At 55.2% G+C, this 15535-nt stretch carries 15 protein-coding genes and 3 tRNA genes; 8 read left to right on the top strand and 10 right to left on the bottom strand.

Annotated elements, in window-relative coordinates:
* Positions 1-68 precede the first annotated feature (68 nt).
* The 3 genes from GKN89_RS10395 to cho all read right to left on the bottom strand — a co-directional run bounded on the left by GKN89_RS10395 (position 69) and on the right by cho (position 1612).
* Positions 69-368 (bottom strand): sigma-S stabilization anti-adapter protein IraP, encoded by a 300-nt coding sequence (locus GKN89_RS10395; RefSeq protein ID WP_019455879.1) that lies wholly within the window; start codon positions 366-368, stop codon positions 69-71.
* Positions 369-554: 186 nt separating this feature from the next.
* A tRNA-OTHER gene (locus tag GKN89_RS10390) sits at positions 555-651 on the bottom strand.
* Between the two features lie 112 nt (positions 652-763).
* Complete coding sequence (cho, locus tag GKN89_RS10385; protein WP_063919599.1) at positions 764-1612, bottom strand: excinuclease Cho; 849 nt, start codon at positions 1610-1612, stop codon at positions 764-766.
* Positions 1613-1828: 216 nt separating this feature from the next.
* Here cho and GKN89_RS10380 point away from each other — a divergent pair, with 216 nt between their 5' ends.
* The 6 genes from GKN89_RS10380 to GKN89_RS10355 all read left to right on the top strand — a co-directional run bounded on the left by GKN89_RS10380 (position 1829) and on the right by GKN89_RS10355 (position 8907).
* On the top strand, positions 1829-3034 hold the full coding sequence (locus GKN89_RS10380; RefSeq protein ID WP_154746919.1) for an efflux RND transporter periplasmic adaptor subunit: 1206 nt from the start codon (positions 1829-1831) through the stop codon (positions 3032-3034).
* On the top strand, positions 3031-4968 hold the full coding sequence (locus tag GKN89_RS10375) for a MacB family efflux pump subunit (RefSeq protein ID WP_197667463.1): 1938 nt from the start codon (positions 3031-3033) through the stop codon (positions 4966-4968). Before GKN89_RS10380 ends, GKN89_RS10375 begins: the two co-directional genes overlap by 4 nt.
* A 3-nt stretch (positions 4969-4971) precedes the next feature.
* Positions 4972-6339 (top strand): TolC family protein, encoded by a 1368-nt coding sequence (locus GKN89_RS10370; protein ID WP_154746918.1) that lies wholly within the window; start codon positions 4972-4974, stop codon positions 6337-6339.
* Between the two features lie 413 nt (positions 6340-6752).
* Entirely contained in the window at positions 6753-8255 is a 1503-nt protein-coding gene (gene proP, locus GKN89_RS10365; protein ID WP_004927916.1) for a glycine betaine/L-proline transporter ProP, read from the top strand.
* A 150-nt stretch (positions 8256-8405) separates the two neighbouring features.
* Positions 8406-8534 (top strand): hypothetical protein, encoded by a 129-nt coding sequence (locus GKN89_RS24470; protein WP_255428177.1) that lies wholly within the window; start codon positions 8406-8408, stop codon positions 8532-8534.
* Positions 8535-8637: 103 nt separating this feature from the next.
* Positions 8638-8907, top strand: a complete 270-nt coding sequence (locus GKN89_RS10355; RefSeq protein ID WP_019455885.1) for a hypothetical protein — start codon at positions 8638-8640, stop codon at positions 8905-8907.
* Between the two features lie 67 nt (positions 8908-8974).
* Here the strand turns inward: GKN89_RS10355 and GKN89_RS10350 are convergent, their stop codons facing one another.
* The 3 genes from GKN89_RS10350 to GKN89_RS10340 all read right to left on the bottom strand — a co-directional run bounded on the left by GKN89_RS10350 (position 8975) and on the right by GKN89_RS10340 (position 10368).
* Positions 8975-9526, bottom strand: coding sequence for a hypothetical protein (locus GKN89_RS10350; protein WP_025159957.1), 552 nt, complete (start codon positions 9524-9526; stop codon positions 8975-8977).
* Entirely contained in the window at positions 9492-9773 is a 282-nt protein-coding gene (locus tag GKN89_RS10345) for a hypothetical protein (protein WP_071892059.1), read from the bottom strand. Before GKN89_RS10345 ends, GKN89_RS10350 begins: the two co-directional genes overlap by 35 nt.
* 142 nt (positions 9774-9915) lie before the next feature.
* Complete coding sequence (locus GKN89_RS10340; RefSeq protein WP_019455888.1) at positions 9916-10368, bottom strand: PaaI family thioesterase; 453 nt, start codon at positions 10366-10368, stop codon at positions 9916-9918.
* Between the two features lie 236 nt (positions 10369-10604).
* Between GKN89_RS10340 and GKN89_RS10335 the strand changes: the two genes are divergently transcribed.
* Positions 10605-11945 (top strand): anaerobic C4-dicarboxylate transporter, encoded by a 1341-nt coding sequence (locus tag GKN89_RS10335; protein WP_019455908.1) that lies wholly within the window; start codon positions 10605-10607, stop codon positions 11943-11945.
* 484 nt (positions 11946-12429) lie between these two features.
* Complete coding sequence (locus GKN89_RS10330) at positions 12430-13440, top strand: acyltransferase (protein WP_019455907.1); 1011 nt, start codon at positions 12430-12432, stop codon at positions 13438-13440.
* A 691-nt stretch (positions 13441-14131) separates the two neighbouring features.
* On the opposite strand, the gene GKN89_RS10325 is transcribed toward GKN89_RS10330, so the two are convergent.
* From GKN89_RS10325 to GKN89_RS10310, 4 genes are all read right to left on the bottom strand, one after another.
* Positions 14132-14217 (bottom strand) — tRNA-Leu (locus tag GKN89_RS10325).
* A 10-nt stretch (positions 14218-14227) separates the two neighbouring features.
* Positions 14228-14301: transfer RNA gene (locus tag GKN89_RS10320), tRNA-Cys, on the bottom strand.
* Between the two features lie 341 nt (positions 14302-14642).
* Positions 14643-15002: a hypothetical protein gene (locus GKN89_RS10315; protein ID WP_230328962.1), complete on the bottom strand. Its 360-nt coding sequence runs from the start codon at positions 15000-15002 to the stop codon at positions 14643-14645.
* Between the two features lie 175 nt (positions 15003-15177).
* On the bottom strand, positions 15178-15513 hold the full coding sequence (locus GKN89_RS10310) for a TfoX/Sxy family protein (protein ID WP_154746916.1): 336 nt from the start codon (positions 15511-15513) through the stop codon (positions 15178-15180).
* Positions 15514-15535: the final 22 nt, after the last annotated feature.

The raw sequence follows: 15535 nt of genomic DNA, 5'->3' as shown, positions 1-15535 counted from the left end.
ACACAAGTACAGTTTTGCCGGGTAGATCAGTTAGCCAACTTAATGACGGCAACTGTTATAGTTCGGCTTCAGCGCGGCTGAGCGGCTTTGCCTTGCGCAAACATGAACATGCGCTGGGCGACGTCGTCGGCCTGTTTGATTTTTTGCTTTTGCGGTTCGTTGCTGCGTTGAATGGCGCGGGCGTAGGCGATTTCATGGGCCTGATCGATCATGGCGATGATCCGGTCACGTTCGGCCTTCTCCATATTGCCCAACATGGTGGTGATAATCGCCTGATAAGCGTTGGATGCGGCGGTCAGCGCTTTCTCCCTCGCCTCGAGGGCGGCGACGCGTTGCAAGAGCTCCTGCAGTTGCTCGGAGTGAGACATATCGACCTCCTGTTGCCGGGCAGACAGCCTGCCTGATTACAGTTTAGCAAAGGATCGAAAGAGAAAGAGGAAGGAAAGCCAGCGGTTACGGTAAAGCACACCCGAAAATCCCAACGAGGAGCCGATAGTGCAAATCAACCCGGGTGCGCTTTACGGTAAACGCGGTGAGGTGAAGGGAAAGAAAGCTGGCGCGCTATGCAGGACTCGAACCCGCGTCTATCAATTTTCAAGCCAAAACAAGCCATTATAAAACCAATCACTCTGCCAACTGAGTTAATAGCGCGTTCCTTCGCTTCGGGGCGACATTATCCATAACAACATTATGGACTCAAGCTTTTTTAGCATAATGTCATGCATTTACGGATAAGTCTTAGGTAATCGCTAGCGTTCCGGCATTAAGGCAGCGCAATAATCCGGTAATCGCCACCGATGAGCGGCTTGCACAGAATCTTGTAGCCATCGCTGTCAAAGTGGCTGGCCGCGCTCTGCAGCAACTTCGCCTGCGCCAGGCTGCTGACCGATCCCAGATAAAACCAATTGTGGATAACATGGTACTGCCGCAGCGCCTCGCCCTGCTCCTCCAGCGCCACGCGCCCGGCGAACGGCCAACAGGCGATGCGCAACTGTTCAAGCGCCGCGCTGAGCCGCAGAGCATGTTCCTGCGCCGACTCCACGCCACAGCAGGCGCCGGCGCACTTGCGCAGGCTGTAACGGAAACAGGCTCGCCCGGCGGGCAGCTTGTCGATCCCCAGCTTGCCGTAACACAATCGATGCTCGTCAGCGATGGCGCGCAGCTTTTCCAACGCGGCGTGGCGATTGGCGAACAGCCCGTAGAGATCGGGCGTGACGGCGAAATCAATCTCTTTGGCATGCGCTATCGTCACGTTCCCCGCCAGCAAACGCAGCGCACACAGCTGCTTCGAACGCCGCAGGCGTTTGTTGAACAGCGGCTGCTGCTGCTTGATCAGCTGCGCCTCCAGCAGCAACGCCCCCAATTCGCCGGCGGTCTCGATAAAGCTGATGCGCCGGGTTTGACGCAGCATTTTAGCCTCGTCCTGCGCGCGAAAATGCGCCATCACCCGGCTGCGTACGTTGACGCTTTTGCCGATGTAAAGCGGCAGGCTTTCGCTCTGGCCATGGAACACATACACGCCCGGCCCCTTGGGCAACGACGCCAGGCAAGCGCGCAGGTGCTCCGGGTATTGGTAAATATCGAGTTCAGGCTCGAGGCGGTTCGGCATCATGGCGGCGGTGTCATCCTGCTGATAAATGAATACTGGTTTTTTACCCAGTATAACGCCCATCGCCGTCGGTTGCACACCCAACGGATAGTAACTCGCCGTGATCTTTAGCGAGAAAGCCTTTACTATCCCCTTTCCAGCGGGAAAGCGCCTGACGTTTAGCGCCAGTTCAAGCTGGCGCTGCCATGATGGCAGACTGGAACCGCCGCTTTTATCGTTATGGAAAACCTGGGTATGCCATCACTGAAACTCTCCTCCCGCCGCCTGGCGTTGGTCGCCGTCATCGTTTTCATCGCCGTCGCTGTCGCGTTGGCCATCTATTGGCAACGCCCGCCGCAACAGGATTACGTTACCGCACCGGCCCGGCTGGGCGATATCGAAAACGCCGTGCTGGCCACCGGGCGGCTGGACGCCGTCGAACGCGTCAACGTCGGTGCGCGAGTCTCCGGTGAGGTCAAATCGCTGAAGGTCAAACTAGGCGATCGCGTCACCAAAGGCCAGCCGATCGCCGACATCGACGATCTGCAACAGCGCAACGATCTGCGCAACGCCGAAGCGGCGCTAAACGTGATCAAAGCCGAGCTGCAGGCCAAACAGGCGCAGCTGAAACAGGCGGAATCACGTTTCAAACGCCAACGCCGCATGCTGAGCGACGAAGCCAGCTCGCATGAAGACTTCGAAACCGCCGAAACCGCGCTCGCTACCACCCGCGCCGAACAGCTTTCGCTCAATGCGCGCCTGGTACAGGCGCAGATTGACGTCGACAAGAAAAAGATCGATCTGGGCTATACCCGCGTGGTCGCGCCGATGGACGGCATCGTCATCGCCGTGGTCACGCAACAGGGGCAAACGGTCAACTCCAGCCAAAGCGCGCCGACCATCGTCAAGCTGGCGCGGCTGGATATGATGACTATCAAGGCGCAGATCTCCGAAGCCGACATCACCCGCATTTCGCCAGGGCAAAAGGCATACTTCACGATTTTCTCCGATCCGGATAAACGCTACGACGCCACGCTGCGCACCATCGAACTGGCGCCGGAATCGGTGATGAAAGACGATTCGCTCGCCGGCACCAGCTCCGCGTCCGGCTCCGGCACCTCGAATGCGTCGGTCTATTACAACGCGCTGTTGGACGTACCTAACCCGGAAAATCGCCTGCGCATCGCCATGACCGCGCAGGTTTCCTTGCTGCTCGGCGAAGCGAAGAACGCCCTGCTGGTGCCGATCCAGGCGGTGCATAAAACCGAAGGGAAAGTGCAGCAGGTACAGGTGCTGACCCAAGACCAGCGGCTGGAAACGCGCGAAGTGACCACCGGCATCACCAACAACGTCGATATTCAGATCCTCAGCGGTCTGAAAGCCGGTGAGGCCGTGGTGCTGTCGCAGCCTGCCGCCAAATCGGCTGAGGATGGCTTCTTCCTGTGAACGCGATCATCGAGCTAAAAGGCATCAGCCGAACCTACACCAACGGCGGCCAGGCGTTGACGGTGTTGAAAGACATCGATCTGACCATCGCCGCCGGCGAACTGGTGGCGATCATCGGCGCCTCCGGTTCCGGCAAATCGACGCTGATGAACATCATGGGCTGTCTCGACGTGCCGGATCGCGGCGACTACTACATCAGCGGCCAGAACGCCGCCCATCTGTCGCCTGACGAATTGGCCCGCTTGCGCCGCGAGCATATCGGCTTCATCTTCCAGCGCTATCACCTGATGCCCGATCTCAGCGCGCTGGGCAACGTCGAGATCCCGGCGATTTATGCCAATGACAGGCGCGATCAGCGGCGGCGGCGCGCAGCGCAGCTGCTGGCGCGGTTGGGCCTGGAGGGACGCGAAGACCATAAGCCTGGTCAACTTTCCGGCGGCCAGCAGCAGCGCGTCAGCATCGCCCGCTCGCTGATCAACGGCGGCGAGATCATTTTGGCGGACGAACCGACCGGCGCGCTGGACAGCCAATCCGGCCAGGAAGTGCTGGCGATCCTCAGTGAACTGAATCAGCGCGGCCACACCGTGGTGATCGTCACCCACGACATGAAAGTGGCGCAGCATGCACAGCGCGTCATCGAGCTGCGGGACGGCGAAATCATCGCTGACAGCGGCCGCCAGTCGGTGCCCGGTCCTTCGCTGCCGTCGCCGAACCGCAGCCGGCAAAGCGGCTGGCAAAGTCTTATCGACCGCACCCGCGAATCGCTGCATATGGCGCTGAAGGCGATGAATGCCCACCGCCTGCGCACCGCGCTGACCATGACCGGCATCATCTTCGGCATCGCCGCCGTGGTCACGGTCGTCGCGCTGGGCGAAGGCGCCAAGCAACGCACGCTGGAGAATATCAAAGGGCTCGGCACCAACGTGGTAAGCATCTATCCGGGGCGCGACTTCTTCGACGACGCCATCGACAGCATCCGCACCCTGGTGCCGGCCGACGCCGACGCCCTGGCGCAGCAAAGCTTCGTCGACAGCGTCAGCCCGGAAGTCAGCGCGTCCGACAGCATCCGTTTTCGCAGCAAATCCGCCACCGCGTCAATCACCGGCGTCGGGCGCGACTATTTCCGCGTCAACGGCATCACGCTGGTGCAAGGCGCCACCTTCCGCGACGATCGCAACGCGCTGCAGGAAGTGATCATCGACGACAACGCGCGCCAGGCGCTGTTCGGCGACTTCGGCGTCGAGCCGCTCGGCCAGATCGTGTTTCTCGGCTCGGTGCCGGCGCGAGTGGTCGGCGTCGCCAAAAGCGAGCGCAACTACGCGCCCAACCGCATCAGCGTTTGGATGCCCTACAGTACGGTGATGTACCGCATGGTCGGCAAAACCACGCTCAGCGGCATCACCGTGCGGCTGAAGGATGACGTCGCCAGCGATGCCGCCGTCAGCGCCATCACGCAGTTGCTGACCCAGCGCCACGGCGTCAAGGATTTCATGACCTTCAACCGCGATCAGTTCCGTAAGTCGATCGAGCGCACCTCGATGACGCTCAGCCTGCTGATCCTGATGGTAGCCTCGATCTCGCTGGTGATCGGCAGCCTCGGCGTGATGAACATCATGTTGGTTTCGGTGACCGAACGCACCCACGAAATCGGCGTGCGCATGGCGGTCGGCGCGCGGCGCAGCGACATCATGCAACAGTTCATGATCGAAGCGGTGCTGGTCTGTCTGATCGGCGGCGCATTGGGCATTGCGCTGTCGCTCGCCGCCGGGTCGCTGTTCACCTCGCTGGCGGGCGGCATGTTCACCGCCATCTATTCCTGGCAAGCTGCCGCAACGGCGTTTTTCTGTTCAACCTTAATCGGCATGATCTTCGGTTATCTCCCCGCCCGCAAAGCGGCAAGGATGGATCCGGTCGTTTCATTGGCCAGCGAGTAACCCATGAAAATTTTATCCCCCCTGGCGCTAAGCCTCGCCGCCCTGCTCACCGCCGGCTGCGGCAATGCCCTGAAAAGCGACTACCAGGCACCGCAGGTCAACTACCCGGCGGGCTGGCAGCACGCGGCAGAAAATGCCGCACCGACGCCGTTCGACTGGCGTGATTTCCACGATCCCGAGCTCGATCGTTGGCTGCAACAGGTGATGGCGAGCAACAACGATTTGGCCCTCGCCGTGCTGCGTGTTTACCGCGCGCGGCTCGAAGCGGAACGCGTCGGCATCAGCACCGCGCCCGCCGTCAGCGCTTCGTTGACGAACGGCATCAATCGCCCGCTGTCCGAATCCTCCGCCTGGAACAAAACCAGCGGCGCCTCTCTCTCTACGAGCTATGAAGTCGATCTGTGGGGCAAACTGGCGCGCCAGCGCGACGCCGCCGAGTGGGCCAGCCAGGCTTCCGAGCAGGATCTGCAGACGGCGCGCCTGACGCTGCTGGCCGACGCGGCCACCAATTACTGGCGCATCGGCTTCCTCAATCAGCAGATCGACGTCAGCCGGGCGAGCATCGCCTACGCCAAAGAAACCCTGCGGCTGGCCAACGCCCGCTACCGCGCCGGCAGCATCTCGGCGCTGGACGTGGTGAACGCGGAGCAAAGCTTGCTGACGCAGGAAAGCCGGCTGCTGGCGTTGCAGCACGAACGCCAACAGGCGCTGAATGAACAGGCGGTGCTGCTGGGTGCGCCTTCAGGCCAGGCCACCATCGTCCCCGCACGTCTGCCGACGGCGGCGATGCCGCAGATCAACACCGGCATTCCCGCCAGCGTCTTGAGCCGCCGCCCGGACCTCAGCGCTAAAGAGCTGCGGTTGCGCGCCGCGCTGGCCAACGTCGACGAGAAACGGCTGCAATACTATCCCGCGTTCAGCCTGACCGGCTCGCTGGGTGCCAGCAGCAGTGCGCTACTGGAGTTCCTGCGCAACCCGACGGGCAGCCTCGGCGCCAGTCTGACGCTGCCGTTCCTGCAATGGCGGCAAATGGGCGTGGATATCAAGATCGCCCGCAACGACTATGAACAGCAGGTTCTGGCGTTCAAGCAGGCGCTGTACAAAGCGATGGGCGACGTGAACAACGCACTGTCATTGCGTACGCAGCTGCTGGCGCAGGAGACGCAGTTGCGGGCCTCATTGGCACTGGCGCGCAAATCGGAGCGGCTGAACGAGGTGCGCTACCGACAGGGCGCCGTCACCATTACCGACTGGCTCAACGCTCAGGAGCAACGTCGTCAGGCGGAACTGGCGGTAGACGAAAACCGCTTCGCGCAGTACCAGAATCTGGCGAAAATCTATCTGGAATTCGGCGGTTCGTCGGCGCCATAACCCAACCGGCCCGGCCATCGAGCCGGGCCTTTTTTGACGGCAAACACATCAATTTTTCCTGTTTTATCTCTCGCTTTCTCTATACTTGAAGCATCGTCAATCAGACGAAAAATCGCCAAATCGCGCAATTATTAGACCAATCTCGCACCAAATCGGTGCAAATACTTAAGTTAAACTGCTGGATTTGATCGCCGCAAGATATAACGTTAAGCTATAGATGCAAAATAATTAGTCACCTAAATGACATAACATCGGCATAAGCGAGGTTATTTTGCGATCCACATCACAACTTAAATGTGGATAATGGATCGTCTTGAATCGCGATTCAATTAGCCGATTTGATAACTCAAAAACAACAGTGAACGGAGATTACGCTTTCACGAACAACGAATAATTCATTAAGGGATGATTATATGAAGTTAAGAAAAAAACGACATAAACCGATGCACATTAACGACATCACCATCATCGATGACAGCAAACTCAAGAAGGCGATCACCGCGGCGGCCCTGGGCAACGCGATGGAGTGGTTCGACTTCGGCGTATACGGCTTTGTCGCCTATGCGCTTGGCCAGGTCTTCTTCCCCGGCGCCTCTCCCGGCGTACAAATGATCGCCGCGCTGGCGACCTTCTCCGTGCCCTTCCTGGTGCGTCCGCTCGGTGGTCTGTTCTTCGGCGCCATGGGCGACAAGTTCGGCCGGCAAAAAGTTCTCTCGGTCACCATTATCATCATGGCGGTCAGCACCTTCTGTATCGGCCTGATCCCGTCCTATGCGTCGATCGGCATCTGGGCACCGATCCTGCTGCTGCTGGCCAAGCTGGCACAGGGCTTCTCCGTCGGCGGTGAATATTCCGGTGCGGCGATCTTCGTCGCCGAGTACTCGCCGGACCGCAAACGCGGCTTTATGGGCAGCTGGCTGGACTTCGGCTCCATCGCCGGCTTTGTGATGGGTGCCGGCGTGGTGGTGCTGATCTCCAGCATCGTCGGTGAAGCCAACTTTCTCGACTGGGGCTGGCGTATCCCGTTCTTCATCGCCGCACCGCTGGGCCTGATCGGTCTCTATCTGCGCCATGCGCTGGAAGAAACCCCGGCGTTCCAGCAGCACGTGGACAAGATGGAGAAAGAGGACCGCAACGCCATCGAAAATCCGCCGAAAACCTCGTTCAAAGAGATCGCGGCCAAACATTGGAAAAGTTTGCTGGTGTGTGTCGGTATCGTGATCTCCACCAACGTGACCTATTACATGCTGCTGACCTACATGCCGAGCTACCTGTCGCATAACCTGCACTACTCGGAAGATCACGGCGTTCTGATCATTATCGCCATCATGATCGGCATGCTGTTCGTGCAGCCGGTGATCGGCCTGACCAGCGACCGCATCGGCCGCAAGCCGTTCATTATCGGCGGCAGTATCGGCCTGTTGGCGCTGGCGATCCCGTGCTTCATTCTGATCAACAGCAACGTGATTGGCCTGATCTTCGTCGGCCTGCTGGTGCTGGCGGTGCTGCTCAACTCCTTCACCGGGGTGATGGCGTCCATTCTGCCGGCGATGTTCCCAACGCACATCCGCTACAGCGCGCTGGCGATTTCGTTCAACATTTCGGTGCTGATCGCCGGTGCAACGCCAACCGCCGCCGCCTGGCTGGTGGAGGCGACCGGCAACCTGTACATGCCGGCCTACTACCTGATGGTTGTGGCGGTGATCGGTCTTATCACCGGTCTGTACATGAAAGAAACTGCTAACAAGCCACTACGCGGCGCGACGCCGGCGGCGTCTGACCGTACCGAAGCGAAAGAGCTGCTGCAGGAGACCTACGACAACATCGAACAGAAAGTCGAGGACATCAACGCGCAGATCGCCGAACTGGAAAAGAAAAAGCAGATCCTGATAGACCAGCACCCCAAACTGGACTGATCGGCGCTGAAAGGCAAAAGCCACCCGCTTGGGTGGCTTTTTTACATGGGTTTCACGCGAAACAATGCGCAGCGCATTTTATGACAATCAGGATTGATGATACGCTTTGAACCACACTCTTTATTGATGAAGCACCTGATCATGAGCAAGATGGATCTTCCCGTCATCATTGGCATCCTGGTTATGCTAACCCTGTGGCTCGGCGCACTGTTCAACATCGGCGATATCACCTTCACCATTTCTCGTCTGTTTCACTGGATTGAAAGCCAACGAGGATAGCCTGCGTACGCGGCAACACGGGCGATGAGCAAACATCGACTATGATTGAAAGACGTTACCGTCATTTTCCGAGACTGTCGCTCGCGATAAAGAGGACCGCATCATGACCGACTATGTATTCTACAATCAGATCCTGACCCGGCTGGCCGCCAATCACCCCGGCACGCTGGATGAAAAAACCTACGAGCTGTGGAAGCAAGACGCCACCAGCCCGCACGCCTTCGCCGATCCCTTCGCCTATCTCAAAACCAAGGGGCTGATACAGGCCTATGTAATGAGCGATATCGACGAGAACAACTATGACATCGATCCGCATCAAACGCGGATCACCGCCGCTGGTCTCGAGTTCATTCGCAACGGTGGTTTCAAATAAGGGCGATGGTCACCAATAAAAAACCGCCGGACGGCGGTTTTTTATTTCGGGCAGCATGCTGGCCGGGTCAGGCGGGGAAAGGCCGATAAAAAATGCGCAGCACTTCGTTGTCGCCCTGGCGTAAAAAGCCGCCTTCCGGCTGCCAGCGCAGATCGCGCGCCAGGTTGAGATTTTCCCAGCCGACCGCGCCGCCCACGCCGATGCAAAGATTTTTATTGCCTGCGGCAAAGCCCGCACCGGTGCCGATCATCGCATGCAGCAAACGGGGAGCCGCCGCGTCGCGCAGGGAGAATATGCCGATAAAGCAGCCCTGCGGAGCGCGCAGCATCTCTGCACTGGTGCGGATCTCGGTATCTTCCGGGCTGACGAAATGTTTGTATTGTTTATCGAATACCGTCAGCCACAGCTGCTTATATTTCGCCTTGCTGAGTGCCCCGGAGCGATAGGCGCAAAGCACGACCGCATCCCAACATATCTCCCCGCTCAACGAGAAGTATTCATCCGTATTCGCCTGCGGCTGAGCCGCGTAATGTCGTGCGAATTCGGCCGCATTCAGATGCGGCGGCACAGCCTGTTTGGCAACCTCACTCTTGTAACGCTTGAAATTCAACCAATGCATGGGAAGCATCCTCTCCGCCTGTCGGATGAGTCAATCCACAACGGTGGATCAAACGAGCCATCAAATCCAGAGCGTCGTCGGCGATAGCGGTTTCCTCATCATTCAACCCCTGCGCCACCGACCGCTCGATGGCGCCCATAACTGTCGGCGCGCTGGTTTCTTCCCCCTGCGCCACCACGTCCAATACGGCCCTGCCGATCGCCAGACAAAGCTCATGATCAAACTCAACCTCTTTATGCGGCTGCATACTCACTCCGATAAAATTTTTACCCAAGAATACTAGACCACAATGACGCATCGCGCCCGCCATTGCGCCACCGCGTGATATGCAGCCGAAGAGAAAGGCATCAGGCCCCGGATGATTAATCCCGGGCCTGATAAGCGACAGGTTATTGCGGCGCTTGCCCGGTAGGGCGAATGATAAAGCAAGTGGCGGTTGCCGAAGCCAGCAGCTTCCCTTCCGTCGTTTTAAGCGTGCCTTCAGCGAACGCGACATTCTTCGATGTGTAGACCAGGCGCCCCTCGGCGATCAGATCAATTCCCTTCGGCACAGGGCGCAACATTTTAACCTGCAGATCGACAGTGCCATAGCCAATCCCCGCAGCCAGCGTGCTGTGCACCGCGCAACCGGTCACCGAATCCAGAACCGTGGCGGCGAAGCCGCCATGAACGCCTCCCAGCGGATTCAGGTGACGTTCGTCAGCCCGCGCCACGATGCGGATATAGCCCTCTTCAACCGCATCCGGTTTCATGGGCACCGTTTCAGCGATTGAAGCCGGTGGGATCTTGCCGGCCATCGCAGCCTGTAATAACGCCAATCCCGTCATTTTGGTCGGATCCATAGTTTTCTCCTCTGGTGGTAAACCCGTCATATAGGAGAGGTCTGACCTGTTGGCTTGCTTTTTCGTGCTGATGACGTCAGTCAGCCGCGTTTCCGATGTTCAAATGTGACCGCTATCACTCTTTAGGGTTAATAACCACAATTTATTCATGACTATAGATTTAAAACAACTTTCTGCTGTAAGCGCCGCCGGAAACTGAACGCAGTTAAGTTCAACATTATTAAGGCGCATCTATCATGGATTTCTTTCTGCAATTAGCGGTTATATTGGCATGCCTGCTGTATGGGGCGCGTAAGGGCGGCATCGCGCTGGGGTTGCTGGGCGGTATCGGTTTGATGATTCTGGTGTTCGGCTTTCACCTGCAGCCCGGCAAACCGCCGGTAGACGTGATGCTGGTGATCATTGCGGTGGTGGCGGCTTCCGCCACCCTGCAGGCCTCGGGCGGATTGGACGTCATGCTGCAAATAGCCGAACGGATGCTGCGGCGTAACCCGCGCTATGTTTCGATCATTGCACCGTTCGTCACCTGCATTCTCACTATCCTGTGCGGCACCGGGCATGTGGTGTACACCATCTTGCCTATCATCTATGACGTGGCGATCAAAAATAATATCCGCCCGGAACGGCCGATGGCCGCCAGTTCGATCGGCGCGCAGATGGGCATTATCGCCAGCCCGGTCTCGGTGGCGGTGGTCTCACTGGTGGCGATGCTCAGCAGCTACACCTTTAATGGCCGCCATCTGGAATTCCTCGATCTGCTGTCGATCACCATTCCCTCAACCCTGTGCGGCATTCTGGCGATCGGCATCTTCAGCTGGTTCCGCGGCAAAGACCTGGACAAAGATCCCGAGTTCCAAAAATTTATCTCAGTGCCGGAGAACCATCGCTACGTCTATGGCGACGCCGCCACCCTGCTGGATCGGGTGCTGCCGCGCAGCAACTGGATCGCCATGTGGATCTTCCTCGCCACCATCGCATTGGTGGCGGTGCTGGGAGCCTTTTCCGACCTGCGGCCCAACTTCGGCGGCAAACCGCTCTCCATGGTCCTGGTGATCCAGATGTGTATGCTGATGGCCGGGGCGCTGATCGTTATCATCACCCGCACCAATCCGGCGTCGATCTCTAAAAATGAAGTGTTCCGTTCCGGCATGATCGCCATCGTGGCGGTGTATGGCGTCGCCTGGATGGCAGAAACCATGTTTGGCGCCCATCTGGCGCAGATAGAGGCCACGCTGGGCGTGCTGGTGAAAGAGTACCCCTGGGCCTATGCGCTGATCCTGCTGCTGGTGTCGAAGTTCGTCAATTCACAGGCCGCCGCACTGGCGGCGCTGGTGCCGGTCGCGCTGGCGATCGGCGTCAACCCGGCCTATATCGTCGCTTCGGCGCCGGCCTGCTACGGCTATTACATTCTGCCGACCTACCCCAGCGATCTGGCGGCGATCCAATTTGACCGCTCCGGCACTACCCGTATCGGCCGCTTCGTGATCAACCACAGCTTTATTCTGCCCGGCCTGATCGGCGTCAGCGTCTCCTGCGTCTTCGGCTGGATCCTCGCCGCAGCGTTCGGTTTCTTATGAGTTGTACTTCGGAGCCCTGCGGGGCTCCAAGATATGTGCTCCAGCTATACCAGCATATTTCTGAAAATGCAGAGCAAAGAAGCTATCCTTGCCCCAGGCTTTACTTAACTCGTCAACAACCGCAACCAATTAAAATAGCTAACTATCACAATGTGTTACCTGGCTACACAGAAAAGCGCTATCGACTTCATTTCCTCACTTGATACCCATAAGATAAAACGCCTTCGTTTGCCTTACGAGATATAAAGTTATCTTTAACACACCTGTCACCACAACATGTGGTGCGCAGAGTAAAAGAAAAAAACAATATATAGGGGTAAAATGAAGTAGCAACAATAAATCAGACTACTTCTAGGATTGCATTTTGCTTGTGCCCGTTGCAATATGTGTCGTTTTAAATAATATGACCAGCAAAAATTTGATTATTCTTATCAAGATGTTGGAAAAAAATTAACAAAGTCACGGGGATTTGGGCAGGATATCCATGAAAAAGTTAGACACCTTACAATACGCTAGAGCACTTGCAGCCCTGTTCGTTGTTATAGCCCACACTGTTAATCAGTTTTATTTATATCACCCCCTTGAAAACCCCATTATTAGTAACGCAATGCGCCTTACTGTTCATTTAGGTGATATTGGGGTTTATGTGTTCTTTGTTATTAGTGGATACATTATGTCCTATACGACAAAGAACAAAGACTTTGGGATTAACTATTCCATTCAGTTTTTAAAGAAGAGAATAAAGAGAATATATCCTTTATATTGGATATATTTGACGGCTTTAGTTTTCCTCTGGTACTTTGGTTTAGCCTTGAGAGCTCAAAACTTTGAAATCGAAAAGATAATATTTAATTATTTCTTAATACCTTTTGGTGCCAGCGGTGGGAAAATTGACACCCCTGTAATGTCTCAAAGTTGGACATTATCTTACGAAATGTTCTTTTATATAGCATTTGCCATTATAATATTTTTGGACGTTAAAAAGGAAAGAGTAATAGGTTGTTTAACAGCGATATTTTTAGCTTTATTTTTCGCTGCACATTTTAACCTCCTCCCCTCCGAAGAAGCGAATATCTTTTTTTCAAAATGGCTCATATTCCTATTTATCGCCGGTGTCATTATTGAACGAAATGAGAATTTCATGCGTAAGCTAGAAGGGAAAGTGAGCGATGCGTTTCTTTGGATCTTAACCTTATCTTTCATTCTCTTGGCAACCTATATCGAAAAGCCTCAATACGTAGACTGTATGATAAGCATCTTAATATTAATAACTATATTACCTATACAAGTAAAAAACAAAACGTTATTGGATATTGGCGATGCGTCTTACACCATATATCTTACCCATAATTTTATAGTAATGGGATACGGCATTTTGATTAAAAAATCGCCTGGAATTTTCATGGGCACACTCGCTGGCGCAATAACAATATTAATATGCATTCCATTTGGGCTAGTTTTATATAAACTCGTCGAAAACAAAATACACCGATAATATTGAATTAGATCACACCCGCAAAGAACATAATCTGAGCGGGTTAATCCCACTAAAAAACGAATTTAAATAGGAAGAAAGAAATCACTCACGAAATCCAGGCTGTTAACCATTTTTAATTAAAAAACGCTATAAAGCAGAACCCTTCAAATGAGATACTACTCCCACCGAACACACCTGCAATGACCATTAATTACAAAGTAGACTTATCCGCTGTTTCAGGCATTGAAATCAGTATTAGCTGAAATGCCAGACGTATAGAAGAGTCAGGTACTACTAGCTCTGGAACTGTTGAGTATGGGAGATTTCCTGGCGGCGTCATGCGGGAACGACTGTCAAATTGTCGCTATTCATACGGCAACTCAGGGATGATACGATGAATGAAAATCCACACGGACGCGCAAAGCACCGAAAAATTGTTTCGTTTCGAAGGCACCCTCAAACACCTCAAAGGTGACTGTAACTAGTTCGGCAGCTATCCAGCAGAAGTGTTAGCGTATCTGTCCGAATCTATGGTGTGTCCCACGTGCCTATCTACAGTAGTATCTGGAAACTTAGGCCGTCACCGAAAAAATGGCCAGTGGGGAATAGAAACAAGGCTCAGCCTCACACTGCAAAAACAAAAAAACCGCCTCTCGGCGGTCTACGACATTACTACTTATTGCTTTGATTATTCGGTATTTTTATTCCCTGGTACCCGGGGCGGGACTTGAACCCGCACAGCCATAAGCCGAGGGATTTTAAATCCCTTGTGTCTACCGATTTCACCACCCGGGCTCGGGAAAGTTGGAGGCGCGTTCCGGAGTCGAACCGGACTGGACGGATTTGCAATCCGCTACATAACCGCTTTGTTAACGCGCCTTTATTCTGTTTGCCTTTTCAGGCTAAAGCCGGTGAATCACCCGCTTCGTTTTATTCTTTTGGTCTGCGATGCTGAAACCGCTTAACCTAATCATCTGATTCTCAAGCGATTTGTTTCGTTACCGCCGAATCGATGGACTGCATTATGGACTAAACCCCCTACCTTGGCAACCCCTCGAAATAGCAAAAAGTTCTCTAACGCTTTCAACTGCTTATTTTGTGGGCGCACTGTTCACAATACCGACGCAAAGGCAAGCGGAATGTTGATTTTATATGCATCGGCTCAGAAGTTCACGGGCAAATCGGCGATTTTTTCTCGTTCAGACTGTTGGGGAGCTTGTTTATTGCCATGGCGTACCGGGCAAAATATCCTGGTTAGAGGCTGCTCGCAATCTCCTGCGCCACCATAAAAAACCGGTGATTATCCCCGGCAAAACCGCAATCGCGCCAAAAATGCGCTGTTCGACATTCAGCAAACCGGGTGCAACGGCGGACAGCAGCGCGCATAACAGCAGAAACCATCGCAACCGGCTGATGCCAGGCTGGGCGATACCGACGATAGCCCCCACCAAGCATGCCGACAAAAAACCAATCGCATAAGAAAAAGCCCCGATAAACCCCACCATGCCCAGTATATCTCCGGCTTCGAGACGGCCCATTTCCACCAGTTCGCCGCTGCCGAACGTCATCAGCAGCAACATGATAACGCCCCCTAACGGCGGTGCAATCAGACCGAAAAATAACATGCATGCCGCCGCCGTCCTCACCAGATGCCTTATAGCACCGGATTCCATACCGCCTCCTATGCGCGGCCCCAAGATACCGACAGTAATAGTGAATGGGTAGACTGCCGTGTAAAAGGTGGCTCCGCGCCATTCAATTGGATTTCTTCGATGCTTTTTTCTTGGGTACCGGCAACTGAGCGTAAGTCACAGAGACTAATTGGGAAAGCCAAGCGCTATCCTGCCAGCGCTCTTCAGGGATCAGAAAGCAAGGCTTTGCGCCAGGATAAGGCGCCGCCTCTAAACCTTCGTTCAGGAGCGTTTTGCCGCCCGCCGTCGGTTTGATAAACAATCGATCATCGCAGACCAGCGCGACCAGTTTCTCGCCGCAATAAATGCCATACTCACCGAACATCTTCTTTGCCGAAACCGTATCCGACACAGAAATATTGCCGATGATTAATTCTACCGTACTCGGTTTTGAGGCCATCGGCCCCCCTTCTTCCTATAGT

The sequence above is a fragment of the Serratia sp. YC16 genome, assembly GCF_009707615.1.
Lineage (GTDB): Bacteria > Pseudomonadota > Gammaproteobacteria > Enterobacterales > Enterobacteriaceae > Serratia > Serratia surfactantfaciens.
This window is presented reverse-complemented; position numbering and strand designations above follow the sequence as displayed.

What these genes read in the sequence shown, in the direction of transcription:
- GKN89_RS10380 (WP_154746919.1), top strand. Translation starts at nt 1,829, where the DNA reads ATGGAAAACCTGGGTATGCCATCACTGAAACTCTCCTCCCGCCGCCTG.
- GKN89_RS10335 (WP_019455908.1), top strand. Translation starts at nt 10,605, where the DNA reads ATGGATTTCTTTCTGCAATTAGCGGTTATATTGGCATGCCTGCTGTAT.
- GKN89_RS10370 (WP_154746918.1), top strand. Translation starts at nt 4,972, where the DNA reads ATGAAAATTTTATCCCCCCTGGCGCTAAGCCTCGCCGCCCTGCTCACC.
- GKN89_RS10395 (WP_019455879.1), bottom strand. Translation starts at nt 368, where the DNA reads ATGTCTCACTCCGAGCAACTGCAGGAGCTCTTGCAACGCGTCGCCGCC.
- cho (WP_063919599.1), bottom strand. Translation starts at nt 1,612, where the DNA reads ATGATGCCGAACCGCCTCGAGCCTGAACTCGATATTTACCAATACCCG.
- GKN89_RS10310 (WP_154746916.1), bottom strand. Translation starts at nt 15,513, where the DNA reads ATGGCCTCAAAACCGAGTACGGTAGAATTAATCATCGGCAATATTTCT.
- GKN89_RS10355 (WP_019455885.1), top strand. Translation starts at nt 8,638, where the DNA reads ATGACCGACTATGTATTCTACAATCAGATCCTGACCCGGCTGGCCGCC.
- GKN89_RS10340 (WP_019455888.1), bottom strand. Translation starts at nt 10,368, where the DNA reads ATGGATCCGACCAAAATGACGGGATTGGCGTTATTACAGGCTGCGATG.
- proP (WP_004927916.1), top strand. Translation starts at nt 6,753, where the DNA reads ATGAAGTTAAGAAAAAAACGACATAAACCGATGCACATTAACGACATC.
- GKN89_RS10345 (WP_071892059.1), bottom strand. Translation starts at nt 9,773, where the DNA reads ATGCAGCCGCATAAAGAGGTTGAGTTTGATCATGAGCTTTGTCTGGCG.
- GKN89_RS10315 (WP_230328962.1), bottom strand. Translation starts at nt 15,002, where the DNA reads ATGTTGCTGCTGATGACGTTCGGCAGCGGCGAACTGGTGGAAATGGGC.
- GKN89_RS24470 (WP_255428177.1), top strand. Translation starts at nt 8,406, where the DNA reads ATGGATCTTCCCGTCATCATTGGCATCCTGGTTATGCTAACCCTGTGG.
- GKN89_RS10330 (WP_019455907.1), top strand. Translation starts at nt 12,430, where the DNA reads ATGAAAAAGTTAGACACCTTACAATACGCTAGAGCACTTGCAGCCCTG.
- GKN89_RS10350 (WP_025159957.1), bottom strand. Translation starts at nt 9,526, where the DNA reads ATGCATTGGTTGAATTTCAAGCGTTACAAGAGTGAGGTTGCCAAACAG.